Consider the following 26,766-nt stretch of genomic DNA (forward strand, 5'->3'; position numbering starts at 1 on the left):
CCGGCGGTGGCCGGCTATTCGGCCGCCGGCAGCCGCTCGGGTTCGCGGTCCTCGGCGCTGTGCGCGTGGCGGCGTCCCCGATAGCTGCGCCAGGCGGCGACCAACGCCGGCATCAGCGAGACGAGCAGGATGGCCAGCAGGATCTTCTGCAGGTTGTGGTGCACGAACGGCACGTTGCCCAGAAAGTAGCCGGCCAGCGTCACGCCGCCGCCCCAGAGGATGCCGCCGACGATGTCGAAGCCCAAAAACACCGGGTAGCGCATGTAGGACACCCCGGCGACCACCGGTGTGAACGTCCGGATGAACGGCGCGAACCGGGCCAGGATGATCGCCCAGGGGCCGTACTTCTCGAAGAACGCGTGCGACTCGGTCACATGGTGCTTCTTGAAGAACCGCGAGTCTTCCTTCTTGAACAGCGCCGGGCCGATGCGCCGGCCGATGAAATACCCGGTCTGGTCGCCGAGGATCGCCACGGTGGCGACGGCGGGGGCCAGCACCCAGATGCTGGCCGGCGGATTGGGGTGCGCCGCCAGCAGGCCGCCGGTGAACAGCAGCGACTCGCCCGGCAACAGCGGAAACAGCAGCCCGGTCTCGATGAAGACGATGATCAGGATGCCGGGCAGCACCGCCGAACCGAAGACGCCGTTGGCGCCCAACCAGTACATGGGGTCGAAGATGTCGGGCAGGGCCGTCACGGCGGTGCTCATGATTCCTCAACATACCGGCGAAACGACCCCGGCCCGCACGGACCGGACCTTAAGGCCCGTACTAACCCGCGCCGCGCTTCGCCGGGTAGCTGTCGACCACGCATCCGTGGTTGGGTAGGACCAGCCGTCAGGAGGTGTCTGATGCCCATCGCCACGCCCGAGGTCTACGCCGAGATGCTGCGACGCGCCAAGGAGGATGCCTATGCCTTCCCGGCGATCAACTGCACGTCGTCGGAGACGGTGAACGCGGCCCTCAAAGGCTTCGCCGACGCCGGCAGCGACGGAATCATCCAATTCTCCACCGGCGGTGCGGAATTCGCCTCGGGGCTGGGTGTCAAGGACATGGTGGCCGGTGCGGTGGCGCTGGCCGAGTTCACCCGCTGCATCGCCGACAGATATCCGGTCAACGTTGCGCTGCACACCGACCATTGCCCTAAGGACAAGCTGGACACCTATGTCCGCCCGCTGCTGGCCATCTCGGCCGAACGGGTCGCGGCGGGCAAAGACCCGCTGTTCGGGTCACACATGTGGGACGGCTCGGCCGTGCCGATCGACGAGAACCTGGTGATCGCGCGCGACCTGCTCAAGGACGCGGCGGCCGCCAAGATCATCCTCGAGATCGAGATCGGCGTGGTGGGCGGCGAAGAGGACGGCGTCGCCAACGAGATCAACGACAAGCTCTACACCACCCCCGACGACTTCGAGAAGACCATCGACGCGCTGGGCCACGGCGAGCACGGCAAGTACCTGCTCGCCGCCACCTTCGGCAACGTCCACGGGGTCTACAAGCCCGGCAACGTCAAGCTGCGCCCCGACATCCTGGCGCAGGGCCAGCAGGTGGCTGCGGCCAGGCTGGGACTGCCCGCCGAGGCCAAGCCGTTCGACTTCGTCTTCCACGGCGGGTCCGGGTCGCTGACGTCGGAGATCGAGGAGGCGCTGCGCTACGGCGTGGTCAAGATGAACGTCGACACGGACACCCAGTACGCGTTCACCCGCCCGATCGCCGGTCACATGTTCGCCAACTATGACGGCGTGCTCAAGGTCGACGGCGAGGTCGGCGTCAAAAAGGTCTACGACCCCCGCAGCTACCTCAAGAAGGCCGAGGCGTCGATGTCCGAGCGGGTGGTGCAGGCCTGCACCGACCTGCATTGCGCCGGAAAGTCGGTGGGCTGATCAATCGCCGAGCGTGAAGTTAGTTTCACGCTCGGCGCCCAATGTGAAGCTAGTTTCACGCTCGCGGAGCGACCTGGCCTGCCTAGCCGCTGGCGGACTGGCAGACCTTCCATTGGTCGTCGCGGTACTGCAGATCCAGGCTGCGGGTCGAGCGCAGCTGCGGGTCATAGGCCATGAACGTGGTGACGTTCGCCTCGGCGTGCTGGCCGTTGACCACCACCTGGTCGATGCTGGCGATCACCGGATACTGCTTGGCCGCCGACACCCGTCGGTAGGTCTCGTCCCACGCGTGCTCGTCGTAGTCGGCGTAGCCGTCGCGGGTGGTGCCGCAGGTGATGGTGCGCAGCGTGGTCAGGTCACCGCGCTGGATCGCGACGTCGAAATTCTGGATGGTGTGACGAACCTGGTCTTCCTGCGAGACGCCGGCGTGCTTGCCGCGGGTCAGCAGCACCGTGCCCAGGATCGCGATCGCCGCCAGCGCCAGCACGATCACCACCAGCGCCAGTATCCAGCCCCAGTTGAACTGCCGCGAGGTGCGCAGCTTCCCCCCGAACCGCGGCGGAATCGATTGCGGGACAGCGGCTTTGGGCGGTGCGCCGAACTGCGTGGTGGCGTCTCCCGGCGGCGTCGCGAACACCTCGGTGGCGGGTTCGGCGGTGGTGTTGATGATCGCGGTCTCTTTGGCGTCGAAGCCGGGCGCGGTGAAGCGCCGTTCGCGCTGCGGCCCATCCGCGATTTCTTCGGGGCCGCTCTGCGGGTCGGGCCTGTTGATCACCACGGTCTCCGTCTCGGAGTCGGTGGGGACCATGGGGACGCTCTCGGTGGCGTCTTCTCCGGTGTCGAAGCCGGACTCGGCCCCCCATTCGTCGCTCGGTTCGGTGCGCGAATCGCGTGGGTCGAACCCGGGCCGTTTCGGCGCGCCGCCGCGGTCGGGTTCGGATGGGTTGGGCATGAGTACTACTGTCCTCCCGCTTCGTGGGGTAGTTGCAGAGCTTAGCGACCGAGTACCCGGCTCGCGGCGATGGCCGAGGTGCGTCACGCGGGCAAAACGAGCGAGCTGCAGAATAGAGCCATGACGCCGATGGGAGATCTTCTAGGGCCCGACCCGATCCTGCTGCCCGGAGATGCCGATGCCGAGGCGGAACTGCTCGCCGGTGAAAAGGCGGGCATCGTCGCCGCCGCGCATCCGACCGCGTCGGTGGCCTGGGCGGCACTGGCCGAGCAGGCGCTGGCCGACGACCAGGCCATCACCGCCTACGCCTACGCCCGCACCGGCTACCACCGCGGCCTGGACCAGCTGCGCAGAAACGGCTGGAAGGGCTTCGGCCCAGTGCCCTATTCGCACGAACCCAACCGCGGCTTCCTGCGGTGTGTGGCGGCCCTGGCGCGCGCCGCCGACACCATCGGCGAAACCGACGAATACTCGCGCTGCCTGGATCTGCTCGACGATTGCGACCCCGAGGCGCGCCCGGCGCTGGGGCTGTGACGCCTTAGAAGCTGTCCGAACAATCGCTGTCGTCGGGGCAGTCGATCTGCACGGTGGCGTGCTCGAGCCCGCGAGCCGACAGCACCGCCCGCGCGTCGTGCAGAACCCGGGCCGAGTCGCCGGCGCTGATCAGGTGTGCGGTGCACATGTCCTTGCCGGGGGAGAGCGTCCACACGTGCAGGTCGTGCACGTCGATCACGCCGTCGACGGCCTCGAGCGCGGCGCGCAGTTCCTCGACGTCGATGTGGGTAGGCGACGATTCGGAGAGGATCCGCAGCGCGTCGCGGGCCAGCGCGACGGCGCGGGGCAGCACCCACAGCGCGACCAGCACGGCCACCACCACGTCGGCGTAGGGCCAGTGCGTCGTCACCGTCACCACACCGGCGATCAGCACGCCCAGGCTGCCCACGGTGTCGGCGACCACCTCCATGTAGGCGCCCTTGACCGCCAGGCTGCCCGACGAGTGCGAACGCAACAGCAGCGCGACGACGAGGTTGGCGGCCAGCCCCGCCAGCGCGACCACGATCATCGGCACGCCGGGCACGGTCGGAGCTTCGCTGAGCCGCCGGATGGCCTCGTAGAGGATGAACACCGCGACGCCGATCAGCAGCGCCGCGTTGGCGACGGCGGTGAACACCTCGGCGCGATGCCAGCCGTAGGTGCGGGCGGGTGACGAGCTGCCGCGGCGGGCCAGCGTGACCGCGGCCAGCCCCATGAACACCGCGACGACATCGGTCAGCATGTGGCCGGCGTCGGCCAGCAGCGCGATCGAGTTGATCAGCAGCGAGGTGGCCAGCTCCACCACGAAGAACGCCGCCAGAATCGCTGCGGCCGCGACCATGCGCGGGATCACCCGAGCGTCGTCGGTCTCGGCCGGGGTGTGGTTGTGGCCTGCGCCCATGGCGCGAAATATATGCGCAATAGCGCATATATGGCAAGGGTCAGAACCAGCGGCTCCAGAACCGGGTCAGCGCGTTGCCCCAGGCCACCAGCACGTCCGGCACACCGGACAGGTCGAACAGCGACAGCACCAGCCCGAAGAACCACTGGTTGAGCACCGGGGCCAGCAGCAGGAACAGCAAGATGACGAAGCCCCACTGCTTAGCCGGCGCCAGCGCCCGCTGGGTGTCGCGGCTCAGGTGCGGCTCCAGGGCGTCGTATCCGTCCAGGCCCGGGATGGGCAGCAGGTTGAGCAGCACGGCGGTGAGCTGAAGGAACGCGAGGAAGGCCACGCCGGACCACAGCACGACGTGCCTTGGGTCGAAGAACAACCGCGTCACCACCAGCAGCAGCACCGCGAGCGCGAGGTTGGCCGCCGGGCCGGCAAGGCTGACCAGGGTGCGCCGGGCCGGCGTCATGAACCAGGTCCGCACGTAGACCGCCGCGCCGGGCAGGCCGATTCCGCCCAGCAGGATGACGACCATGGGTAGCGCCAGCGACAACCCGGGATGGGCGTAGCGGCGCGGGTCCAGGGTCAGGTACCCGCGCACGGAGTCATCGTGATCGCCGAACCGCCAGGCGGTCAGCGCGTGCCCGAATTCGTGCAGGCACAGCGACACCAGCCAGCCGGCGATGACGAAGACGAAGACCCCGGCGTAGGCCAGCGGCCGCGCGCTGGCCCCGGCCGACCAGGCCAGCGCGCCGCCGCCGGCCGTCAGCCCGAGCAGGCCTAGAAAGATCGGGCTGGGCCGTACCGATTCGTGTTGGGAGGCAGGGAAGCTCACCGATCGAAACTAGCGGACCAGCAGCCAGCCTTCGATGTGGCGGTAGAACGCCGATCGCCGCGCGGTGCGGCGCGCGAAGACACCGTCGCGCAGCACGGCGACGCCCGTGCTGCCCAGTTGGGCCGCGCGGCCGGTGACCCAGTGGCGCCACGGCCGGCCGACGATCGCCGCGCGCAGCCCCGGCATGGCCAGCGTTGGCTCGATCCACACCCCGGCGACGTCCCCGTCGAACAGCGTGGTGTCGTCGACCACCGCCTCGCCATGGATGGACCGTGCGTCATCCGGCGGCACCCAGCCGGCCCGCCCGACGATCACCGACCCGGTCTCGTCGCGGATCAGCGGCACCCGCCGCGGCGCACCACGCCCGGCGCGGCGCGCCGCCCGGCGCCCGGCCGGCAGGCGATAGATCCGGGTCGCGCGGGTGCGCCGGCACGGCACGTAGGCCACCTCGATGTCGAGGCGCTCGGCACGCAACAGTCGGGTCAGCACAGCGGCCAGCTCGGCGTCGCCGCCCAGCACGACCAGCCGCCGATACGGGCCGATGGCGGCGTCGACGTCGGTTTCGCCGGTGACCCGGTGGGTGTGCATGTCCCGCAGTGGTCGGTAGAGGGGCCGTCCGCCGAACACCAGGACCGCGGCGCCCCGATCTCCTTGCGTCACAGCCCATCCAATCGCGCAGTAGCCAATGTCATTGGCTCCCAACGTCTCTGGCCACATACGCACCGCGACGCCGGAAGTGCTCGTCATAACGACACAGTCACAACATGGTGTCGACTACGAAAGTTGTTGCAACGCTGCCGGTAAACAACCGGATACTTTACTCCTGCCACAGGGCCGACGTTGCGCGGAATCCCGCCACGAGTGGTTGAGGGAACGGAGAACTACCATTCGCCGATTTACCGTCGTCTTGTCAACCGCGCGAACCGCATTGGTCGCGTCGGGTGCCGGCCCCACCCGCCTCCGTTGCTGACGGGGCAGTTCCGCCGCGTCGGCGCCGTGTGGCTTTCAATTGTTCTGCTGTGCAACGGATCTGCGAAGGCCTCGGCCGACGAATCGATCGTTATCGACCTGGTGCGGCATGGGCAGTCGACGGCCAATGCGGCGGCCCTGATCGACACCGCGCCGCCCGGAGCGTCGCTCACCGCGCTTGGTCAGCAACAGGCTCAGACCGTCGCCGGCGTGCTCGCGGCGAAGGGCCCGGTCGCCGCGATCTTCGCGTCGCAGTTGATCAGGACGCAGCAGACCGCGGCGCCGTTGGCTGCCGCGTTGGGGGTGAATGTGCAGGCGCTGCCGGGGCTCAACGAGATCGACGCCGGCGCCTTCAACGGCCAGCCGCAGGTCAGCCTCGGCGGGCTGGCCTATCTGCTGGCACCGGTCGCGTGGATGCTCGGGCTGCGGATCGTGCCGATGCTGGCCCCCGGATCCACCGACGCCAACGGGTACGAGTTCCGCAGGCGTTTCAACGGCGCGCTGCAAACCGTGTACGGCAATGCCGCGACCAACGCGGGCGGCTTCAACGACGTGCTCCAGACGATGTATGCCAGTGCGGTCGCCAACCCGGTCCGCGCCGCGAACGGCAGTATCACCGAGGTGGCGTTCTCCAGCGAATTCGCCATCGGCGTCGGGACGATGATGACCGTCAGAAACCCCGATCCGTTGCTCCTGCTTTTCGATCCGCTGCCCAACACGGGCATCGTCGTGATCCAGGGCAGCCCCCGCGATGGCTGGACGCTGATCAGCTGGAACGGGAAACCGGTGCACCCGGGTTGGTCGGGCACTAAGAACGCTCGCGGCGCCAACGGCCTGTGCCTGATGTTGGACCCGTCGACCAGGACCGGCGTATGCGCGACCAAACCGCCCGCGACGGCAAGTGCGCCGGTCGCGACGTCTCCTGGCTTAAGCTGATTTGCCCGGCTCAGTCGGCCACCGGCGGCCCGCGCGGCCGCCAGGCTATGGTGGGTCACCGGCTGGACCACAATACGCAGGCGAGATCAGGTGGGAGCGTGTCATGCCGGCAATCGTCCTCATCGGCGCCCAATGGGGCGACGAGGGCAAAGGGAAGGCCACCGATTTGCTCGGTGGGCGAGTGCAGTGGGTGGTGCGCTACCAGGGCGGCAACAACGCCGGACACACCGTCGTCTTGCCCACCGGCGAGAATTTCGCGCTGCACCTGATCCCGTCGGGGGTGCTCACGCCCGGCGTCACCAACGTCATCGGTAACGGAGTGGTGATCGACCCCGGCGTGCTGCTCGAGGAGCTGAAGGGGCTCGAAGACCGGGGCGTCGACACCTCCCAGCTGTTGATCTCAGCCGATGCCCACCTGCTGATGCCCTACCACGTGGCCATCGACAAAGTCACTGAGCGCTACATGGGCAACAAGAAGATCGGTACCACGGGCCGCGGTATCGGCCCCTGCTACCAGGACAAGATCGCCCGGCAGGGCATTCGGGTCGCCGACGTGCTCGACCCCCAGGAGCTCACCCACAAGATCGAGGCCGCGCTGGAGTTCAAGAATCAAGTGCTGGTCAAGATCTACAACCGCAAGGCCCTGGACGCGACGCAGGTCGTCGACAACTTGCTGGCGCAGGCCGAGAGCTTCAAGCACCGCATCGCCGACACCCGGCTGCTGCTCAACACCGCGCTGGAGGCCGGCGAGACCGTCCTGCTGGAGGGATCGCAAGGCACCCTGCTCGATGTCGATCACGGCACGTATCCCTATGTGACGTCGTCGAATCCGACCGCCGGCGGCGCGGCCGTGGGTTCGGGCATCGGCCCGACCCGGATCACCACCGTGCTCGGGATCCTGAAGGCCTACACCACCCGCGTCGGGTCGGGCCCGTTCCCCACCGAGTTGTTCGACGAGAACGGCGAATACCTGTCCAAGACCGGCGGCGAATTCGGTGTCACCACCGGACGGCGCCGGCGCTGCGGCTGGTTCGACGCCGTCATCGCCCGCTACGCCACCCGGGTCAACGGCATCACCGACTTCTTTCTGACCAAGCTCGACGTGCTGTCCAGCCTGGAGACGGTTCCGGTGTGTGTGGGCTACCGGATCGACGGGGCACGCATCCACGAGATGCCGATGACGCAAAGCGATTTGGCGCGCGCCGAGCCCGTTTACGAGGAGTTGCCCGGTTGGTGGGAGGACATCTCGCACGCCAGGGAATTCGACGATCTGCCTGCCAAGGCGCGCGACTACGTACTGCGACTGGAAGAGCTTGCCGGAGCGCATATTTCGTGCATCGGCGTGGGCCCCGGGCGCGAACAGACCATCGTGCGCCGCGACGTGCTGGCAGCCCGCCCGTGACGGATGCGGCCCAGGATCCCAAAGACCTCGACCCCGAATACGAACACCACGGCGGCTTCCCGGAATACGGGGTGGCCTGCCCGGGCCCGGGCTTCGGGCGGTTCGTGGCGGCCATGCGGCGCTTGCAGGACCTCGCGGTGTCGGCCGACCCCGACGACGACGTGTGGGACGACGCGGCCGACCGTGTCACGGCGCTGACCGAGCTGCTCGGTCCGTTCCAGGCCGCCGTGGAGGGACAGGCGCCCGCCGGGCGCACCCCCGACCTGCCCGGCATGGGCAGCCTGTTGTTGCCGCCGTGGACGCTGACGCGCTACGAGCCCGACGGCTGCGAGATGCAGGGCCGCTTCACCCGGTTTCACGTCGGTGGCAACTACGCGGTGCACGGCGGCGTGCTGCCGCTGCTGTTTGACCACATGTTCGGGATGGTCTCGCACGCCTCGAACCGCCCGATCAGCCGCACGGCGTTCCTGCATGTGGACTACCGCAAGATCACCCCGATCGATGTGCCGCTGGTGGTCCGCGGACGGGTCACCGGCACCGAGGGGCGCAAGGCGTTCGTGTCGGCGGAATTGGTCGACACCGACGGCGCGCTGCTGGCCGAGGCCAACGGCCTGATGGTGCAGTTACTCCCAGGCCAGCCCTAGGCTAGGTGGCCCGCTTCCTCAGCACCCCGCTACGCGGGCCGCATCGTCAGCAGGCGGCTCGACCGGCGCACCACAGGAACCGACCTATCCTTGAGCCGTGACTGACGGCCTGACCGACGGACGGGACGACGAGACGACGGCGCTCGTGGTGCCCCAGCAAGCGCCGGCGCGCGCCGAAGCCCCGCCCGCGGCGCCCGCCGACGGCAGGCCCACAGTGGTGCTGCTGGGTGCCGGCGAGATCGGCCGGGAGTTGGCGATCGACCTGGGGCGCCTCGGGGCGCGGGTGATCGCCGTCGACGCGCGCCCGCACGCGCCCGCCCACGGCGTGGCCGATCAGGCGCTGGTGCTGCCGCTCAGCGACGCCGCCGAGCTGTCCGCGGCGCTGCAACGGCTGCAACCCGACTTCGTGGTGACCGCGACCGACACCGTCGCCGCCGAGGCCCTCGACCGGATCGCCACCGGATCCGGTGCCGAGCACCCCGTGCTGGTGCCCAGCGCTCGCGCCGTGCGCCTGAGCGCGGACCGCGAGGGCCTGCGCCGGTTGGCCGCCGACGAGCTGGGGCTGCCGACCGCGCCGTTCTGGTTCGTCGGGTCGTTGGGCGAACTCGAGGCGGTGGGCGCGCACGCGGGATATCCGCTGTTGGTCAAGCCGGTGGCCGGGCCCAGCGGGTCGGGCCAGTCGGTGGCGGCGCGCCGCGAGGACCTCGGCCCCGCCTGGCAGCGGGCGGTGGGCGGTCATGCGGGCCCCGGCCAGCCCCGGGTGCTGGCCGAAACCGTGGTCGAAGTGGAGTTCTACGTGACGCTGCTGGCGGTGCGCAGCGAAGGCCCGGCGGGCCCGTCGATCGAATTCTGTTCGCCCATCGGTCATCGCGGCTCCGGCGGGCAGGTGCTGGAATCCTGGCAGCCGCAGAAGTTGAGCGCTGCGGCGACCGACGCCGCGAGGTCGATCGCCGCACGGATCGTCAAGGCGCTGGGCGGCCGCGGCGTCTTCGCGGTCGAACTGATGATCAACGGCGACGAGGTGTACTTCGTCGACGTCACCGCATACCCGACCGACAGCGCCTGGGTGACGCTGCGCAGCCAGCGCCTGTCCGCGTTCGAACTGCAGGCCCGCACGGTCTTGGGCCTGCCGGTGGACACCATGATGGTGTCGCCGGCCGCCACCCGCGCGATCGAGCCGGCCGACTCCCATGACCCCGCCGCGCTGAGCGGCGCGCTGAGCGTGCCCGAAAGCGACCTGCGTGTCCTCGGACGCGGTTACCGCGCCCTGGCCACCGCGCCCGAGGTGACGGCCGCGCGGGAGCGCGCCGGCCAGGTCGCCGGCCGGCTGGCCGCGCCGCAGTCACCCGCCTGAGCGGGCCGGTACTTCGCGCGAATCCACCGCCGCCAAGCGGGTACCGCGTAGGCCTCGATACCATCTCAGGTCAGGTAATCGCTGTGGGTCCGGGGGAATCCGGCCGGGGCTTGAGCGCCCGGGCGCGGATAGTGTGGCTGACAACGCGTACGAAGAACGAGGGATACGAGCATGAGCACAGAGCGCGCACACTCCTACGCGGGCGACATCACGCCGCTGGAGGCATGGAAGCTGCTCAGCGACAACCCCAACGCCGTGCTGGTCGACGTGCGCACCGACGCCGAATGGCGATTCGTCGGTGTGCCCGATCTGTCCAGCCTCGGCCGCGAGGTGTTGTTCCTGGAGTGGAATTCGTCCGACGGACGGCGCAACGAGAATTTCGCCGAGCAACTGCGCGAGCAGGTTGCGTCGGCGCAGGCCGACGCGGAACGCCCGGTGCTGTTCCTGTGTCGCTCGGGAAATCGCTCCATCGGCGCCGCCGAGGTGGCCACCGAGCTGGGCATCACACCGGCCTACAACATCCTGGACGGCTTCGAGGGTCAACTCGACGCCAACGGTCACCGGGGCGAAACCGGTTGGCGGGCCATCGGATTGCCTTGGAAACAGGGCTGAACAGGGCTGAAACGGCGATGAAACCGGCCGACGACGGCTCCATTCGCACGCCCGCGGCGCTGCCCGACGGAGTCAGCCAGGCGACCATCGGCGTGCGCGGCGGGCTGTTGCGTTCGGGTTTCGACGAGACCGCCGAGGCGATGTATCTGACGTCGGGCTATGTCTACGAGTCCGCGGCGGTGGCGGAGCAGTCGTTCACCGGCGAGGTGGATCACTTCGTCTACTCGCGCTACGGCAACCCGACCGTGACGATGTTCGAGGAGCGGCTGCGCCTGTTGGAAGGGGCGCCCGCGGCCTTCGCCACCGCGAGCGGCATGGCGGCGGTGTTCACCTCGCTGGGGGCGTTGCTGGGGGCGGGGGACCGGCTGGTGGCATCGCGCAGCCTGTTCGGTTCCTGTTTCGTGGTGTGCAACGAGATCCTGCCGCGGTGGGGGGTCGAAACCGTCTTCGTCGACGGTGACGACCTGGCGCAGTGGGAGCAGGCATTGTCGGTGCCCACCACGGCGGTGTTCTTCGAGACGCCGTCGAATCCGATGCAGTCACTGGTGGATATCACCGCGGTGTGCGAGCTTGCCCACGCCGCGGGCGCAAAGGTGGTGCTGGACAATGTTTTTGCCACACCACTTCTGCAGCAGGGCATTCCGCTCGGCGTCGACGTGGTGGTGTATTCCGGCACCAAGCACATCGACGGCCAGGGCCGGGTGCTCGGCGGGGCCATCCTGGGCGACAAGGAGTACATCGACGGCCCGGTGCAGAAGCTGATGCGGCACACCGGCCCGGCGATGAGCGCGTTCAACGCCTGGGTATTGGTGAAAGGGCTTGAGACGCTGGCGGTCCGGGTGGAACACAGCAATTCGTCGGCGTTGCGGATCGCCGAATTCCTGGAGAGCCATCCGGCCGTGAGTTGGGTGCGCTACCCGTATCTGTCCTCGCACCCGCAATACGACTTGGCGAAGCGCCAGATGTCCGGCGGCGGAACGGTGATCACCTTCGCGCTGGACTGCCCGGACAGCGTGGCCAAGCAGCGGGCGTTCGAGGTGCTGGACAAGCTGGCGCTGATCGACATCTCGAACAACCTCGGTGACGCCAAATCCCTTGTGACGCATCCCGCGACGACCACGCACCGGGCGATGGGCCCGGAGGGGCGCGCGGCGATCGGGCTCGGCGACGGCGTGGTGCGCATCTCCGTCGGGCTGGAGGGCACCGACGATCTGATCGCCGACATCGACCGGGCGCTGAGTTAGCCGGCCTGTTTTTCGGCGGAGTCGACGTGCTCGGCGGCCGCCAGCGTCCCGTCCTGCGCTTGCCGCTCCAGCCAATCCACCACCGGGCGGGCGTAAATCATCTGGCTGGTGATGGCCATCTGGCCGCGGGTACGGCCGAGGAACGAGATGCCCCAGGCGAACATGGCGGCGATGCGGTTGCGGTGGCCGATCAGGTAGTACAGGTGCAGCACCAGCCATGCCAGCCAGGCGATGAACCCGGCGAACTCCACCTTGCCGACCTGCGCGACGGCGCTGTAGCGCGAGATCAGCGCCATGCTGCCCTTGTTGACGTACTTGAACGGCTTGCGTTCGGCCGGGTCGTCGTCGCCCTTGACCGCGCGCTTGATGACAGTCGCCGCGTATTTGGCGCCCTGGATCGCGCCCTGCGCCATGCCGGGGACGCCCGGCACCGACATCAGGTCGCCGACGACAAAGACGTACGGGTGGCCCTTGACGGTGAGGTCGGGTTCGACGATCACCCTTCCGGCGCGGTCGGTTTCGGTTCCGCTGGACTGCTCGGCGAGCATCGCGCCCAGGGAGCTGGCCTGCACCCCCGCCGCCCACACCTTGCACGCGCATTCGATGCGGCGCTCGCCGCCGTCCTGCTCCTTGACCGTGATGCCCATGTAGTCGACCGCGGTCACCATCGCGTTCAGCTGCACCTCGACGTCCATCTTCTCCAGCCGGCGTTGCGCCTTGAGGCCGAGTTTCGGCCCCATCGGCGGCAGCACCGCGGGCGCCGCGTCCAGCAGGATGACGCGGCATTCGCTGGGGGTGATGGTCCGGAAGGCCCCGGCCAGGGTGCGCTCGGCCAGCTGCACGATCTCGCCAGCCAGTTCCACCCCGGTGGGCCCGGCCCCGACCACCACGAAGGTCAGGCGGCGTTTGCGCTCGGCCGGATCCGTGGCGACCTCGGCCGCCTCGAAGGCGCCCAGGATGCGGCCGCGCAACTCCAGGGCGTCGTCGATGCTCTTCATCCCGGGCGCGAAGGCGGCGTATTCGTCGTGGCCGAAGTAGGACTGCTGTGCGCCGGCGGCCACGATCAGGCTGTCGTAGGGCGTCACCGTCTCCATGCCCATCAGGTGGGATGTGACCGTCCTGGCGGTGAGGTCGATGGCCGAGACTTCGCCCCACAGCACCCGGACGTTGCGCTGGCGGCGCAGGATCAGCCTGGTGGTCGGCGCGATGTCGCCCTCGGACAGGATGCCGGTGGCCACCTGATACAGCAGCGGCTGAAAAAGATGCGTGGTGGTCTTCGAGATCACGGTGATGTCGACGTCGGCGCGCTTGAGCGCCTTGGCCGCGGACAGTCCGCCGAAGCCGCTTCCGATGATGACGACACGATGGCGCGACATGCCTGTCCCTTCTGCGTGGGCCTGGGTGTCGATCTTCCCAGCGCATGTCCACCGTACGACGCCACCCCGCGGAAAGGCGAGCATCCGAAGGAACGGCAGCGCCCCGCACGACAGTCACACCTGACCGGCGGGCGCCGTATGACCAGACCCGTTGCAAGGCAACGGGTCTGGAGAACCTCCGGGTGTCGACGCGCGTCAAGGCGCCGCGCACCTTCCCGAAATGCTTTGTGTGGTGCAGGATCCCGGCCGGAGTCGCGCCGAGCCAGCGACCCGTGTCGCGGCCCCGGCCGGTCACCCGTTGGTCTTCGCTATGCGAAGTGTTATGCGAACGAAAAGCCACAAATTGCTTTGTGGCTTTTCGGTTACTGAGCTGCTATCCGGTGCAGGTCAAACCGGGTCCGCAGTCGATAACTAGCGGAACCGTACAAGCCGAGGTCATCGGTGCTGCGAATGCGAGGACCAAGGCGAGGACGATTTTGCCGGTACGACGTGACATAAGAACCCCCTTCGTCTGGGAGACGATTGTCTGATGCCCGACGCGGGCGAGTTTACGCGGTCAACCGCTTGGAGCTAACGGATTTCGTGAATATTGCGGCACGATTCGTCATACGGATGATTCGGCGTCACGAGCGGTATGCGGCCGCCTTGGCGGCAATGGAATTTCAGCAAAATCCGGCGGCGGTGAGAAATGGAAATATTCTGCGCCGCTATCCCGGCGAGGCTATATTGGAGCGCTATTCAACCGCTGCTCGGGGCCGGTGCGCGCACACTGGATATGAATTCAAAAGCGCGCCCAAACCGGCGGTGTCCGGGTCGCGGCGAAACCGTCGCGCCGACAATTGGTTTCACCGCCGGGCGGCGGCACCCGCGTCGGCCTAGAACGGCCACGCGTTGGCGTCGGTCTTGTACTTGGCGTTGAGGTCGCTGCAGAAGTCGGCGGCGGTGCCGGCCAGCAGGATGTAATACGTCTCGCCACGGCGGCTTTCGTACGACGTGGGCGTGGTCCAGCCGTTGTTGCACATCGCGGCTTCACCGCCCGCCGCCGACCTGCGCCAGTTGGTCTTGGCACAGGCGATCAGGCCGTCGACGTTGGGTGTGGCGCTCTTGGCCGCGACCAACATCGCGCCTCCCCACTGCCCGTCGTTGCGCCGGTAGGCGCGTGCGCCGAATCCGGCGTTGTTGGTCTGGCAGGTCAACGCCCGGCGCAGCAGCGAGAAGGGGCCCGCCAGCTGCTGGTTGGCGACCCCGGCCGCGGCGTTGATGAACTGCGCCGCGTCCGAGCCGTCCACCTCCTGCACCACGTCAGGCTTGCCAAAGCTGAAGAGCTGCTGGGAGATTCCCTGCCCGGCCGTCGAGCCGCCGCCGATGATCGGCCCGCTGCCGCTGGAGGTCATCGCCGGCAGGGCCGCGGCGGGATCGGCGCCCGCCGCGGGCAGGCCGGTGGCGGCGCCCAGGGTCAGCAGCGCGATCGTGCTGCGAAGCCGGCGCGCGGTGAGTTTCATGACTTGTATTTCAGCACGTCCGCGTAGTCGGCGCGGCGGTCGTCGGCAATCAGTCCGGTCAGCAGGTGGCGCGTCTGCAGCGCGATGTACTCATCGAGGCTGTAATTCGTCCCGAAATGCCAGTGCTTGAGCGCCCAGCCGTGGGCGAGCAGCATGACGTCGAACACGGTGAGATCGACGTCGACGTCGCGGAAGGCGCCCCGGGCGATGCCGGCCTCGATCACCGTGCGCAGCGGTGCGGCGGTGGCGATTTCGAGGTCCTTGATCTGCGTGCGACCTGGTCCCCCGAGGGTGCGGCTCTCCCGGTAGGTCAGCACCACGCCGTCGAGGTTCTCGTCGACGATCTCGATATAGCGGCGCACGCCCGCGGTCAGCTGGTCGACGACGTCGTCGCCGGCGGCCGCGATGACCGGTGCCAGTTGGTCGCGGAACGCGTCGAGGATCCGCACGATCGTCGCGAGCAGCAGGTCCTCCTTGCCGCCGAAGTACTTGTAGATCAGGCCGACGGAGACCTTGGCCTCGCGCGCCAGGTCCTGCATGGACATCTGGTGAAACCCGTTGCGGCCCATGACCTTGACCGCGGCGTCGAGCACCTGGCGGCGTCGCGAGTCGGCCCGGGCCGCGCGCACCGCCTCCTCGACGGGCAGCTCGCTGTAGTCGACGGCCATCAGATGCCCAGGTCCTTGGCGATGATCGTCTTCATGATCTCGTTGGTGCCGCCGTAGATGGTTTGGATGCGGGCGTCGACGAAGGCGCGCGCCACGCCGTATTCGCGCATGTAGCCGTAGCCGCCGTGCAACTGCAGGCAGCGGTCGGCGGTGCGCACCTGCAGGTCGGTGGTCCACCACTTGAGCCGCGCGGCGCGCGCGGCGGTCAGCTCGCCGGCCAGGTGCTGGGCCAGGCAGTCGTCGAGATAGGTGCGGGCGATGTCGATTTCGGTGGCCAGTTCGGCGAGGACGAATTGGCTGTTCTGGAAGCTGGCGATCGGTGAGCCGAACGCGGTGCGGTCCCGCACGTAGTCCAGCGTCTGGGCGAGGATGCCTTCCGCTGCGGCCACCGCCCCCACCCCGAGCGCGAGCCGCTCCTGGGGCAGGTTCTTCATCAGCTGGTAGAAGCCCTTGCCCTCGTCCTCGAGCAGATTGGCCCTGGGCACCCGCATGTCGGTGAAGGTGAGCTCGCTGGTGTCCTGGGCGTGCAGGCCGATCTTCTCCAGGTTGCGGCCGCGGGAGAACCCCGGTGTGGTGGGGTCGACGACCAGCAGCGACAGGCCGTGGTGACGGTCCGGCGAGGTGCGCACCGCGACGACGAAGAGGTCGCCGATCTGCCCGTTGGAGATGAAGGTCTTGGCGCCGTTGACGACGTAGTCGTCACCGTCGGGCACCGCCGTCGTGCGGATCCCGGCCAGGTCGCTGCCGGTGCCGGGCTCGGTCATCGCGATGGCGAGCACCGTCTCGCCGGTGACCACGCCGGGCAACCAGCGCCGTTGCTGTTCTGGGGTGGTCAGGTCGGTGAGGTAGGGCAGCACCACGTCGTTTTGCAGCGTGAAGGCGATGGCCTCGGCGGCCGCGCCCGCCCGCTGCAACTCGTCGATGACGATCGCGTTGTAGCGGAAGTCGGCCACGCCCGGGCCGCCGAGGCGCTCGGGTACGGAAAAGCCCAGCAGTCCGAGCTTTCCGGCTTCGATGAACAGCGCGCGATCCCACTGGCCGTCCCGTTCCCACTTCTCGTGATTGGGCACGACCGTCCGGTGCACGAAATCGCGTACCAATTCCCGGAACTGGTGATGCTCGGACGTGTACTCGAGGCGTGCGGCCATGGGTCTGTCGTCAGCGGAAGGCGTCGCTGCCGGTGAACGCCTGGCCGAGGACGAGCTGGTGCATCTCCGGTGTGCCCTCGTAGGTCAGCACCGATTCCAGGTTCACCATGTGCCGGATCACGGGGTATTCCAGCGATATCCCGTTGCCGCCCAATATGGTTCGTGCGGTCCGGCAGATCTTGATCGCTTCGCGGGTGTTGTTGAGTTTGCCGAAGCTGACCTGCTCGGGGCGCAGGCCCACGCTGTCCTTGAGGCGGCCGAGGTGCAGCGAGAGCAGCTGGCCCTTGTGCAGCTCGACCGCCATGTCGACGAGCTTGGCCTGGGTCAGCTGAAATCCGGCGATGGGCCGGCCGAACTGGGTGCGCTGCGTGGCGTAATCCAATGCGGCCTGCCACGCCGAGCGCGCCGCTCCCATGGAGCCCCAGATGATTCCGTACCGGGCCTCGGACAGACAGGACAGCGGCCCGCGCAGCCCCTTGGCCTCGGGCAACATCGCCTCGGCGGGCACCCGCACGTCGTCGAGCACCAACTCGCTGGTAATCGAGGCCCGCAGCGACAGCTTGTGATGAATCGTGTTGGCGGAAAAGCCCGGTGTCTTGGTGGGCACGATGAAGCCGCGAATCCCATCGTCGGTGGTGGCCCACACCACCGCGACGTCGGCCACCGAGCCGTTGGTGATCCACAGCTTGCGGCCGTTGAGCACCCAGTCCGAACCGTCTTGGCGCGCCCGAGTTTTCATCGCGGCGGGGTCGGAGCCGACGTCGGGTTCGGTCAACCCGAAGCAACCGAGCAGCTCACCGGTGGCCATGCCGGGCAGCCATTCCTGCTTCTGCTCCTCGGACCCGAAATTCCAGATCGCGAACATGGCCAGCGAACCTTGCACCGAGACCATCGACCGAAGACCGGAGTCGGCGGCCTCCAGCTCCACGCACGCCAGCCCGTAGTGCACGGCCGAGGCGCCGCCGCAGCCGTACCCCTCCAGGTGCATGCCCAGCAGCCCGAGCTGACCGAAGCCCTTGGCCAGTTCGCGCACCGGGAGGTCGCCGATCTCGAACCACTCCGCCACGTGCGGCAGCACGTTCTCGGCGCAGAATTCCCTGACGGTGTCGCGCACCGCCAGCTCGTCGCTGGATAGCGAGGCGTCGAGGCCGAGCGGGTCGTCGCGGTCGAAGGCGGGCGGTGTCTGAGTGCTCATGTCCTCAGCCTGCCACCGTCGGGCCGCCGGTTACCACCGCCGGACCGGCGGAGTGAATGGGGATTCATTGCTGACGAATCTAGGTTCACCGCGGCTGCGCGGTCAAGGATCATGCGACGTCCCGGTAGTCTCGCTGCATGCTTAGGCTCCGGCGGCCGGCCTGGCTCGCGGTGGATGTCATCGGCGTGCTGGTGTTCTGCGCCGTGGGTCGCCGCAGCCACGACGAAGGTCTCAACATCACCGGCGTCGCCGTGACGGCGTGGCCGTTTCTCACCGGCACCGTCGTCGGGTGGCTCGTCTCCCGCGCGTGGCGCCGGCCGGCCGCGGTGGCGCCGACCGGGGTCGTCGTGTGGCTGTGCACGGTGCTCGTCGGCATGCTGTTGCGCAAGGCGACCTTCGCGGGCGTGGCGGTGAGTTTCGTGGTGGTGGCGACGACGGTCACCGCGCTGTTGTTGTTGGGCTGGCGAGTGGCCGCCGGGCTGGCCCTGCGGCGGCGCTCCGGCGTCTGAGGCGACCATGGCGCAGACGGTTGACGTGGCGGTGACCGCAACTTTCGGCGCGGCCGCGCGGGCGGTGGCCACCCACCAGGGCCTGCTGAACGATCCCTTCGCCGAGCCGCTGTTGTGCGCCGTCGGGATCGACTACCTCACCCGCGCGATCACCGATCACGTGTTCGCGGCCGACGAGGGCGACGACCCGGCCATGACGGCGCTGATGGACGCGCTGGCGGCGCACACGCGGTTCGTGGACGAATTCCTGGCCGACGCCGGGCGGGCGGGCATCCGGCAGGTGGTCATCCTGGCGTCGGGCCTCGACACCCGGCCGTACCGGCTGTGGTGGCCCAAGGGCACCACGGTCTACGAGATCGATCGGCCGGAGGTGCTCGACTTCAAAGCCGAGGTGCTGCGCGGGCTGGACGCCACATTGGCCACCCACCGCTGTGCGGTCGGCATCGAGCTGCGCCAGGATTGGCCGGCGGCGCTGCGCCGGGTCGGGTTCGACGCCGCCCAGCCCACGGTCTGGGTCGCCGAGCAGCTGCTCGTCGGCTACCTGCCGCCCGACGAGCAGAACCATGTGCTCGACGCCGTCACCGCCTCGAGCGCCGCCGGTAGCCGGTTCACCGCCGATCACATGCCCACCTGGAATCCGTTGCAGCTCGGGGCCGAGCGTGCATTCGTCGACGGCTGGCGACAGCGCGGTCTAGACGTCGACCTGGCCAGCCTGACCTATCCGGGCGAATACCATTACGTGCCAGAGTATTTGGCGTCCAATGGCTGGGAGACCGCCGGGCGCGGCCTCACCGAACTGCTGGGTGCGCTGGGCCTGGGCAGGCGGCGAAGCGCCGGAGCCGGCGACTCGGAGTTCATCCCGGAATACGTCACCGCGACACGCGTTTGAGCCTTGGTGATGCCGGAATCAACCACGCCCCGCGGCCGACTGCGGTTCGTGTCGGCCACTCACGACGACCCGCTGGCGCAACCGCTGCTGGCCGAACTGGCCGTCGAGTATGCGCAACGGTACGGCGGGACACCGAGCACCCACCTGACCTGGCTGCCCGTGCCGGAGGCCGAGTTGGCGCCGCCGGATGGCGGACTGCTGATCGGCATGGTGGACGGCGAGCCGGTGACCGGCGGCGCGTTTCGCCGGTACGACGCCGAGACCGCCGAGCTCAAGCGGATTTGGACCGACGCCAGGCACCGGCGCCGCGGTTACGCCAAGGCGCTGCTGGCGGCGCTGGAGGCCGAAACCCTGGCGCGTGGGTATCGGCGGCTCTACCTGATCACCGGGAACCGGCAGCCGGAGGCCGAGGCGCTCTATGACGCGACGGGATACACCCGGATAACACCGGATCCACTGCCGTCGTGGGGCCCGTTCATTCCGATCGCCTTCGAGAAGTGGCTGGCTTGAGTTGAGTTCGGCGCCTTCGCCGTCCTCGCCTTCGCCGGTCGACGCCTTCGCCGGTCGAGTGTGAATCGTCGGTTTTCAGTGTGAATCCTGGGCGGCGACACGCCGACAACACCCGCCGTAGGTTCACACTGAAGACCCAGGATTCACGCTCAAAGCCCGATGCGACCGATTTAGCAACCGGCACAACGCCTCTCCACTACTGAGCCAGCGAGATGGCGCGCGCAGTCGCTTCCCGGATCGGGCCGCGCCACACGTCGCCGTGACCGGGTAGCAGCACCTCGGTGTCCAGCAGTGCCAGCGCGTCCAGGCTGCGCAGCGAGTTCTGCTGGCTGTGGCTGAACACCGCGGGCAGCAGCTGCGGCCCACCCCGACGCAGCAGTGGGTGCCCGGTGATCAGCGCGTCGCCGCTGACCAGCACCCCGTCCACCACGTACGAGCAGTGCCCGCTGGTGTGCCCGGGGGTGAACACCGGCCGCGGGTGCCCCGGCAGCCCGGCGGCCACCTCGGCGGTCAGCGGCCGGGTGGAGGGGATGCCGTCGCGGATCAGGCCGCCGCTGCGCAACACGTGCAGGCCCCACGCCGCCCAGCGCGGCCGCCAAATGCGCAGGGCCACATCGAAAACCGACGCCTGTTCCAGGTATTCGCGTTTGGCGTGGCCCACTTCCTCGGCGTGGCAGTACACGGCGGTGCCGTATTCGTTGGCGAGCCAGATCGCCGAACCCAGGTGGTCGATGTGGGCGTGCGTGAGCAGGACGGCCCGCACGTCACCGGGGCCGTAGCTCAGCTCCCGCAGCGACGACAGCACGTCCTCGCGGTCGCCGGGATATCCGGCGTCGATCAGCAGCACGCCGGTGCCGTCGACGACCAGCGTCCAGTTAACGGCCTCGCCCCGGGCGAGGTAGACCGTGTCGGTCACTTGGACGAGGGTTGGCGCCGATCCCATGCCCGCGAGTGTAGAAGCCGGGGCGTAGCGGGTCGCGACCATCAGCACAGGAGCGATCGCAAGCGCGGCGAAGCCGGGCGCAGCGGGTCGCGACCGTCAGCACAGGAGCGATCGCAAGCGCGGCGAAGCCGGGCGTAGCGGGTCGCGACCGTCAGCACAGGAGCGATCGCAAGCGCGGCGAAGCCGGGCGTAGCGGGTCGCGACCATCAGCACAGGAGTAGAAAGAACGAGTGGCTGAACTGAAACTCGGATACAAAGCGTCCGCTGAACAATTTGCACCGCGCGAGCTCGTCGAACTCGCTGTCGCCGCCGAGGGGCACGGCATGGACAGCGCAACCGTCAGTGACCACTTCCAGCCGTGGCGGCACGAGGGCGGACACGCGCCCTTCTCGCTGGCGTGGATGACCGCGGTCGGCGAGCGCACCAAGAGGCTGGTGCTGGGCACCTCGGTGCTCACCCCGACCTTCCGCTACAACCCCGCCGTCATCGCGCAGGCGTTCGCCACGATGGGATGCCTGTACCCGGACCGCATTTTCCTGGGCGTCGGCACCGGCGAGTCGCTCAACGAGATCGCCACCGGTTACGAGGGCGAGTGGCCGGAGTTCAAGGAACGCTATGCCCGGCTGCGCGAATCGGTGCGGCTGATGCGCGAGCTGTGGCTGGGCGACCGGGTGGACTTCGAGGGCGAGTACTACCACACCAAGGGCGCCTCCATCTACGACGTGCCCGAGGGTGGCATCCCGATCTACATCGCCGCGGGGGGTCCCCAGGTGGCCAAGTACGCGGGCCGCGCCGGCGACGGCTTCATCTGCACCTCCGGCAAGGGCGAGGAGCTGTACAAGGACAAGCTGATGCCGGCCATGAAGGAGGGCGCGGAGGCGGCCGGCAAGAATCCCGACGACATCGACCGGATGATCGAAATCAAGATCTCCTACGACACCGACCCGGACAAGGCGCTGGAGAACACCCGGTTCTGGGCGCCGCTGTCGCTGACGGCCGAGCAGAAGACCAGCATTCACGACCCGCTGGAAATGGAGAAGGCCGCCGACGAGCTGCCGATCGAGCAGGTGGCCAAGCGCTGGATCGTGGCGTCGGATCCCGACGAGGCGGTCGAAAAGGTCGGCCAGTACGTGAAATGGGGCCTCAACCACCTGGTGTTCCACGCGCCCGGCCATGACCAGCGCCGGTTCCTGGAGCTCTTCGAGAAGGACCTGGCGCCGCGGTTGCGGCGGCTGGCCTGAGCGGTCTGCGGCGCCGTGCCCGTCCAGTGACAGCGATCTATATCGCGGCCCCCGAGCCGGAGACCGGCAAGTCGACGATCGCGCTGGGGCTGCTGCACCGGTTGACCGCCACGGTCGCCAAAGTCGGTGTGTTCCGCCCGATTACGCGCTCCGACGACGGCGAGGACCGCGACTACATCCTGGAATTGCTGCTGTCGCGGACCACCGCGGGTCTGACCTACGAGCAATGCGTCGGCGTCACCTATGCGCAGCTGCACGCCGACGGTGACGCGGCCATCGCCGCCATCGTCGACGCCTACCACGCGGTGGCCGAGGCGTGCGACGTGGTGGTGATCGTCGGCAGCGACTACACCGACGTGACCCGGCCCGCAGAGCTTTCGACCAACGCGCGCATCGCGGTCAATCTCGGTGCGCCGCTGTTGCTGACGGTCAGTGGCAAGGGGCGCACGGCCGCCGAGGTCGCCAGCGTCGTCGAGGTCTGCCTCGCCGAGCTGGACGCCCAGCACGCCCACACCGCCGCCGTGGTGGCCAACCGCTGTGAGCCGGCCGAGCTGACCGAGGTCGCGCAGGCCCTGCGCAAATTCGCCCAGCGCAGCTACGTGCTGCCCGACGCGCCGCTGCTGTCCGCGCCGACGGTGGCCGAGCTGGAAAAGGCCGTCGGCGGGGCGCCGGTCAGCGGCGAAGAGTCACTGCGCGAACGCGAGGTCACCGGCGTGCTGGTCGCCGGGATGACCGCCGACCACGTCCTGGAACGCCTGCGCGACGGCATGGCGGTCATCACCCCCGGCGACCGCTCGGACGTAGTACTGGCCGTGGCCAGTGCCCATGCGGCCGAAGGCTTTCCGTCGCTGTCGTGCATCGTGCTCAACGGCGGTTTCCAGCTGCATCCGTCTATCGCCGACCTGGTCGCCGGGCTTCGGCTGCGCCTGCCCATCGTCGCCACCGCGCTGGGCACCTACGACACCGCCAGCGCGGCGGCGTCGGCCCGGGGCCGGGTCACCGCGACCTCGCAGCGCAAGATCGACACCGCGCTGGAGTTGATGGACAGCCACGTCGACGTCCCCGATCTGCTTGCCCAGCTTGCGATTCCGATTCCCACCGTGGTCACGCCGCAGATGTTCATTCACCAGCTGACGCTGCAGGCACGCGCGGACCGCAAGCACATCGTGCTACCCGAAGGCGACGACGACCGCATTCTGCAGTCGGCGGGCCGGGTGCTGCAGCGCCGCGTCGCCGACCTGACCATCCTGGGCGACGAAGCCCAAATCCGCCAGCGCGCGGGAGAACTCGGGGTGGACCTGGGCGACGCGACCGTGATCGATCCGCGCAGTAGCCCGCTGCGCGACGAGTTCGCCGACCAGTACGCGCAGTTGCGCAAGGCCAAGGGTGTCACGGTCGAGCAGGCCCGCGAGGCCATGCGCGACGCCACGTATTTCGGCACCATGCTGGTGCAGAACTCCCATGTCGACGGCATGGTGTCCGGCGCCGCGCACACCACGGCGCACACCGTTCGGCCGGCATTCGAGATCATCAAGACGGTCCCGGACGTCTCGACGGTGTCCAGCATCTTCCTGATGTGCCTGCCGGATCGGGTGCTGGCCTACGGTGACTGCGCGATCATCCCGAACCCGACGCCCGAGCAGCTGGCCGACATCGCCATCTCCTCGGCACGCACCGCCGCCCAGTTCGGCATCGAACCGCGGGTGGCGATGCTGTCCTACTCGACCGGCGACTCCGGCACCGGTGCGGACGTCGACAAGGTCAGGACGGCAACGGAATTGGTGCGCAAACGCGACCCCGACCTGCCGGTGGAGGGGCCCATCCAATACGACGCCGCGATCGAACCGTCGGTCGCGGCCACCAAATTGCGGGACTCGCCGGTGGCCGGTCGGGCCACGGTGCTGATCTTCCCCGACCTCAACACCGGCAACAACACCTACAAAGCGGTGCAGCGCAGCGCCGGCGCGCTCGCCATCGGGCCGGTGCTGCAGGGCCTGCGCAAGCCGGTGAACGACCTGTCGCGGGGCGCGCTGGTCGAAGATATCGTCAACACCGTGGCCATCACCGCGATCCAGGCGCAGGGGCGGCCGTGACGGCAACGAGTGGCTCCCGCCTGGTGCTGGTGATCAACTCCGGCTCGTCGTCGCTGAAATACCAAGTGGTCGACCCGGATTCGGGCACAGCCCGGGCGACGGGCCTGGTGGAGCGGATCGGAGAGGAATCGTCGTCGGTTCCCGATCATGACGCCGCGCTGCGCCGCGCGTTCGACGCGTTGGCCGATGACGGTATCGACCTGAAGACGAGCGGCATCGTCGCGGTGGGGCACCGAGTGGTGCACGGCGGCAACGCCTTTTATCAGCCCACGCTGCTGGACGACGCGGTGATAGGCCGGCTGCACGAGTTGTCGGAGTTGGCCCCGCTGCACAATCCGCCCGCGCTCAAGGGGATCGAGGTCGCGCGCAAACTGCTGCCCGACATCGCCCACATCGCGGTCTTCGACACCGGATTCTTCCACGACCTGCCGCCGGCGGCAGCCACCTACGCGATCGACCGCGACCTCGCTCAGCGGTATCAGATCCGCCGATACGGGTTCCACGGCACGTCGCACCGCTACGTCAGCGAGCAGGCCGCCGCCTTCCTGGAGCGGCCCGTCGGCGACCTGAAACAGATCGTGCTGCATTTGGGTAACGGTTGCTCCGCCTCGGCGATCGCCGGTTCCCGGCCGTTGGACACCTCGATGGGGCTGACCCCGTTGGAGGGGCTGGTGATGGGTACCCGCAGCGGCGATATCGATCCCAGCGTCGTCGGCTACCTGTCGCACACGGCCGACATGGGCGTCGACGACATCGAGTCCATGCTCAACCAGCGGTCGGGCGTGCTGGGCCTGTCCGGTCAGCGCGACTTTCGCCGGCTGCGGACCATGATCGAATCCGGTGACCAGGCAGCGCAATTGGCCTACAGCGTGTTCACCCACCGGCTGCGCAAGTACGTCGGCGCCTACCTGGCGGTGCTGGGGCACACCGACGTCATCAGCTTCACCGCCGGGATCGGCGAGAACGACGCCGCGGTGCGCCGCGACGCGATGGCCGGCATGGAAGAACTGGGCATCGTGCTCGACGAGCGCCGTAACCTCGGCGGCGGCAAGGGGACGCGGCAGATCTCGACCGACGATTCACCGATCGCGGTGCTGGTGATCCCGACCAACGAAGAACTGGCCATCGCCCGCGACTGCGTGAGCGTGCTAGGCGGATAAGTAGCCGATACCGTGCGCTCCGGGCCTGTGCACAGACGCGCCCGCGGACCGCGTTCGACGTGAGATGGTTCGCGGCATGAGGCAAGTGCCGTTTATCGGCAGCGAGGAGCTGGCGTCGGGAAGGCTGAGTCGCCACCAGCTGCGGGCGGCCTACCGCGCGGTGTTTCCGAACGTGTACGTGCCCGCACACGTGGAGCCGTCGCTGCGGGTGCGCATCCGCGCGGCCTGGCTGTGGTCGGGCCGCAGGGCGGTCATCGCGGGAGCGGCCGCGGCGGCGCTGCACGGCGCCGAATGGATCCCCGACGGCGTGCCTGTTGAGCTGATCCATCCCAACACCCGTCCCCCGAACGGCGTGTTGACGCATCGGGAAACGCTGTATGCCGGTGAGACTCAGCGCCAGGACGGTCTGCCCGTCACCACACCGGAGCGAACCGCCTTCGACATCGGGCGGCGGGGCGCGGTGCGGTCCGCCGTGGTGCGGCTCGACGCCCTCGCGCGCGCAACGGGTTTCAAGGTCGACGACGTGCTGCGGGTCGCGATGGCGCACCCTCGCTCGCCCGGGCTGCGGGCGTTAGAGGCCGCGCTCGAGCTGGTCGACGCGGGCGCGCAGTCGCCCCGGGAAAGCTACCTGCGGCTGTTGCTCATCGACGCGGGACTGCCGCGGCCGCAGACCCAGATCCCGGTGCTGGGGGCCGACGGCCTGCCGATCGCCTACCTGGACCTGGGCTGGCCGGACGCCATGGTCGGCGTCGAGTATGACGGCGACCAACACCGCACCGACCGACGCCAGTACGCCAAGGACATTCGCCGGATCGAAACGCTGGAGCGGCTGGGGTGGATCGTCGTCCGGGTCGTCGCGGAGGACCGGCCCGCCGCGATCATCCACCGGGTGCGTGCAGCGTTGACGAAATCGACTGTGAAATAGCGGCTTTCAGTGTGAAACCACGGTGTGGTTTGTCGGCGTGTCGCCGCCCAGGGTTCACACTCAACGCCCACGATTCACACTCGACGGGACGCGGGCCGGATGCCGCGCCCAACCGGGCGCCCAACCGGGCCCCGAGTCGCGCCCACCCAGCGGCACCGCTACGCGCTGGTGGACATGGCGAACCGGGTTCGCCCCACCAGCACGTTCTAGCGGTTCGTGTTGGGCGCGACTCGGGGCCCGGTTGGGCGCCCGGTTGGGCGCGGCATCCGGCCCGCGTCCCGTCGCGGATGTCCTCCTCGGTGATCTCGCTCTTGGTGCGGCCGGATAGCAGCGTCACCGCGCTGGTCAGCCGCGCG

26 protein-coding genes and 2 pseudogenes are annotated in these 26,766 nt (G+C 68.7%); 16 read left to right on the plus strand and 12 right to left on the minus strand.

The genetic code is table 11. The annotated features are described in order from the left end of the window. Window positions 1-14: 14 nt before the first annotated feature. The gene (locus A9W96_RS13595; protein WP_067140399.1) at window positions 15-707 is read right to left on the minus strand and encodes a DedA family protein; all 693 of its coding nucleotides are present in this window, start codon (window positions 705-707) and stop codon (window positions 15-17) included. Window positions 708-848: 141 nt separating this feature from the next. Between A9W96_RS13595 and fbaA the strand changes: the two genes are divergently transcribed. Further along, complete coding sequence (gene fbaA, locus A9W96_RS13600; protein WP_066872344.1) at window positions 849-1,880, plus strand: class II fructose-bisphosphate aldolase; 1,032 nt, start codon at window positions 849-851, stop codon at window positions 1,878-1,880. 82 nt (window positions 1,881-1,962) lie between these two features. Here fbaA and A9W96_RS13605 read toward each other — a convergent pair whose 3' ends face one another. Then, a complete protein-coding gene (locus A9W96_RS13605) occupies window positions 1,963-2,832 on the minus strand; it encodes a hypothetical protein (RefSeq protein WP_066872347.1) in 870 nt (289 codons plus the stop codon). A gap of 120 nt (window positions 2,833-2,952) precedes the next feature. On the opposite strand from A9W96_RS13605, the gene A9W96_RS13610 reads away from it, so the two are divergent. After that, complete coding sequence (locus tag A9W96_RS13610; protein ID WP_066872538.1) at window positions 2,953-3,366, plus strand: DUF3151 domain-containing protein; 414 nt, start codon at window positions 2,953-2,955, stop codon at window positions 3,364-3,366. Between the two features lie 4 nt (window positions 3,367-3,370). Here the strand turns inward: A9W96_RS13610 and A9W96_RS13615 are convergent, their stop codons facing one another. Genes A9W96_RS13615 through A9W96_RS13625 form a run of 3 tightly spaced genes read right to left on the minus strand, consistent with a single transcriptional unit; the run spans window position 3,371 to window position 5,678 of the window. Continuing rightward, a complete protein-coding gene (locus tag A9W96_RS13615; protein ID WP_066879941.1) occupies window positions 3,371-4,267 on the minus strand; it encodes a cation diffusion facilitator family transporter in 897 nt (298 codons plus the stop codon). 40 nt (window positions 4,268-4,307) lie between these two features. After that, a complete protein-coding gene (locus A9W96_RS13620; RefSeq protein WP_067140402.1) occupies window positions 4,308-5,090 on the minus strand; it encodes a site-2 protease family protein in 783 nt (260 codons plus the stop codon). A gap of 9 nt (window positions 5,091-5,099) precedes the next feature. Beyond that, a complete protein-coding gene (locus tag A9W96_RS13625) occupies window positions 5,100-5,678 on the minus strand; it encodes a peptidase M50 (RefSeq protein WP_231999680.1) in 579 nt (192 codons plus the stop codon). A gap of 408 nt (window positions 5,679-6,086) precedes the next feature. Here A9W96_RS13625 and A9W96_RS13630 point away from each other — a divergent pair, with 408 nt between their 5' ends. The 6 genes from A9W96_RS13630 (at window position 6,087) to A9W96_RS13655 (ending at window position 12,251) form a co-directional block, all read left to right on the plus strand. Beyond that, window positions 6,087-6,995: a histidine phosphatase family protein gene (locus A9W96_RS13630; protein ID WP_067140431.1), complete on the plus strand. Its 909-nt coding sequence runs from the start codon at window positions 6,087-6,089 to the stop codon at window positions 6,993-6,995. A gap of 103 nt (window positions 6,996-7,098) precedes the next feature. Further along, window positions 7,099-8,397, plus strand: a complete 1,299-nt coding sequence (locus A9W96_RS13635; RefSeq protein WP_067140408.1) for an adenylosuccinate synthase — start codon at window positions 7,099-7,101, stop codon at window positions 8,395-8,397. After that, window positions 8,394-9,041, plus strand: coding sequence for a PaaI family thioesterase (locus A9W96_RS13640; protein WP_067140411.1), 648 nt, complete (start codon window positions 8,394-8,396; stop codon window positions 9,039-9,041). The genes A9W96_RS13635 and A9W96_RS13640 overlap by 4 nt, the downstream gene beginning before the upstream one ends. Before the next feature lie 97 nt (window positions 9,042-9,138). Then, window positions 9,139-10,395 carry a formate-dependent phosphoribosylglycinamide formyltransferase gene (purT, locus tag A9W96_RS13645; RefSeq protein WP_066879949.1) on the plus strand — a complete coding sequence of 419 codons (1,257 nt, stop codon included), beginning with the start codon at window positions 9,139-9,141 and terminating at the stop codon, window positions 10,393-10,395. 171 nt (window positions 10,396-10,566) lie between these two features. Further along, window positions 10,567-11,007, plus strand: coding sequence for a rhodanese-like domain-containing protein (locus A9W96_RS13650; protein WP_066879951.1), 441 nt, complete (start codon window positions 10,567-10,569; stop codon window positions 11,005-11,007). Window positions 11,008-11,024: 17 nt separating this feature from the next. Next, a complete protein-coding gene (locus A9W96_RS13655; protein WP_067140414.1) occupies window positions 11,025-12,251 on the plus strand; it encodes an O-succinylhomoserine sulfhydrylase in 1,227 nt (408 codons plus the stop codon). On the opposite strand, the gene A9W96_RS13660 is transcribed toward A9W96_RS13655, so the two are convergent. The 5 genes from A9W96_RS13660 to A9W96_RS13680 form a co-directional block, all read right to left on the minus strand. Beyond that, window positions 12,248-13,627 (minus strand): NAD(P)/FAD-dependent oxidoreductase, encoded by a 1,380-nt coding sequence (locus A9W96_RS13660; protein WP_066872376.1) that lies wholly within the window; start codon window positions 13,625-13,627, stop codon window positions 12,248-12,250. The two genes, A9W96_RS13655 and A9W96_RS13660, sit on opposite strands and share 4 nt — an antisense overlap. Before the next feature lie 875 nt (window positions 13,628-14,502). Further along, window positions 14,503-15,129, minus strand: coding sequence for a hypothetical protein (locus A9W96_RS13665; protein ID WP_066872379.1), 627 nt, complete (start codon window positions 15,127-15,129; stop codon window positions 14,503-14,505). Next, on the minus strand, window positions 15,126-15,797 hold the full coding sequence (locus tag A9W96_RS13670) for a TetR/AcrR family transcriptional regulator (protein ID WP_067140417.1): 672 nt from the start codon (window positions 15,795-15,797) through the stop codon (window positions 15,126-15,128). The genes A9W96_RS13665 and A9W96_RS13670 overlap by 4 nt, the downstream gene beginning before the upstream one ends. After that, window positions 15,797-16,945, minus strand: a complete 1,149-nt coding sequence (locus A9W96_RS13675; protein WP_066872384.1) for an acyl-CoA dehydrogenase family protein — start codon at window positions 16,943-16,945, stop codon at window positions 15,797-15,799. The genes A9W96_RS13670 and A9W96_RS13675 overlap by 1 nt, the downstream gene beginning before the upstream one ends. A gap of 10 nt (window positions 16,946-16,955) precedes the next feature. After that, on the minus strand, window positions 16,956-18,140 hold the full coding sequence (locus A9W96_RS13680; protein WP_067140420.1) for an acyl-CoA dehydrogenase: 1,185 nt from the start codon (window positions 18,138-18,140) through the stop codon (window positions 16,956-16,958). Between the two features lie 137 nt (window positions 18,141-18,277). Between A9W96_RS13680 and A9W96_RS13685 the strand changes: the two genes are divergently transcribed. Genes A9W96_RS13685 through A9W96_RS13695 form a run of 3 tightly spaced genes read left to right on the plus strand, consistent with a single transcriptional unit; the run spans window position 18,278 to window position 20,048 of the window. Then, a complete protein-coding gene (locus A9W96_RS13685; RefSeq protein ID WP_067140422.1) occupies window positions 18,278-18,649 on the plus strand; it encodes a DUF3054 domain-containing protein in 372 nt (123 codons plus the stop codon). Window positions 18,650-18,656: 7 nt separating this feature from the next. Further along, on the plus strand, window positions 18,657-19,538 hold the full coding sequence (locus A9W96_RS13690; protein WP_067021790.1) for a class I SAM-dependent methyltransferase: 882 nt from the start codon (window positions 18,657-18,659) through the stop codon (window positions 19,536-19,538). A gap of 6 nt (window positions 19,539-19,544) precedes the next feature. Beyond that, entirely contained in the window at window positions 19,545-20,048 is a 504-nt protein-coding gene (locus tag A9W96_RS13695) for a GNAT family N-acetyltransferase (protein ID WP_066877862.1), read from the plus strand. 196 nt (window positions 20,049-20,244) lie between these two features. Here A9W96_RS13695 and A9W96_RS13700 read toward each other — a convergent pair whose 3' ends face one another. Beyond that, on the minus strand, window positions 20,245-20,991 hold the full coding sequence (locus A9W96_RS13700) for an MBL fold metallo-hydrolase (RefSeq protein WP_066872395.1): 747 nt from the start codon (window positions 20,989-20,991) through the stop codon (window positions 20,245-20,247). Between the two features lie 230 nt (window positions 20,992-21,221). Between A9W96_RS13700 and fgd the strand changes: the two genes are divergently transcribed. From fgd to A9W96_RS33320, 5 genes and pseudogenes are all read left to right on the plus strand, one after another. Continuing rightward, entirely contained in the window at window positions 21,222-22,232 is a 1,011-nt protein-coding gene (gene fgd / locus A9W96_RS13705) for a glucose-6-phosphate dehydrogenase (coenzyme-F420) (protein ID WP_007768513.1), read from the plus strand. A 26-nt stretch (window positions 22,233-22,258) separates the two neighbouring features. After that, entirely contained in the window at window positions 22,259-24,325 is a 2,067-nt protein-coding gene (gene pta / locus A9W96_RS13710) for a phosphate acetyltransferase (RefSeq protein WP_066872398.1), read from the plus strand. Beyond that, complete coding sequence (locus A9W96_RS13715) at window positions 24,322-25,485, plus strand: acetate kinase (protein WP_156765236.1); 1,164 nt, start codon at window positions 24,322-24,324, stop codon at window positions 25,483-25,485. Before pta ends, A9W96_RS13715 begins: the two co-directional genes overlap by 4 nt. A 76-nt stretch (window positions 25,486-25,561) precedes the next feature. Beyond that, window positions 25,562-26,410: an endonuclease domain-containing protein gene (locus tag A9W96_RS13720; RefSeq protein ID WP_067140424.1), complete on the plus strand. Its 849-nt coding sequence runs from the start codon at window positions 25,562-25,564 to the stop codon at window positions 26,408-26,410. Between the two features lie 132 nt (window positions 26,411-26,542). Next, window positions 26,543-26,620, plus strand: a pseudogene (locus A9W96_RS33320) (tetratricopeptide repeat protein); the annotation flags it as partial. Between the two features lie 28 nt (window positions 26,621-26,648). On the opposite strand, the pseudogene A9W96_RS33325 reads toward A9W96_RS33320, so the two are convergent. Further along, a pseudogene (locus A9W96_RS33325) lies at window positions 26,649-26,766 on the minus strand (hypothetical protein); the annotation flags it as partial.

Origin of the sequence: Mycobacterium sp. 1245852.3, from assembly GCF_001669335.1 — a bacterium.
Taxonomy (GTDB): Bacteria; Actinomycetota; Actinomycetes; order Mycobacteriales; family Mycobacteriaceae; genus Mycobacterium; species Mycobacterium europaeum_A.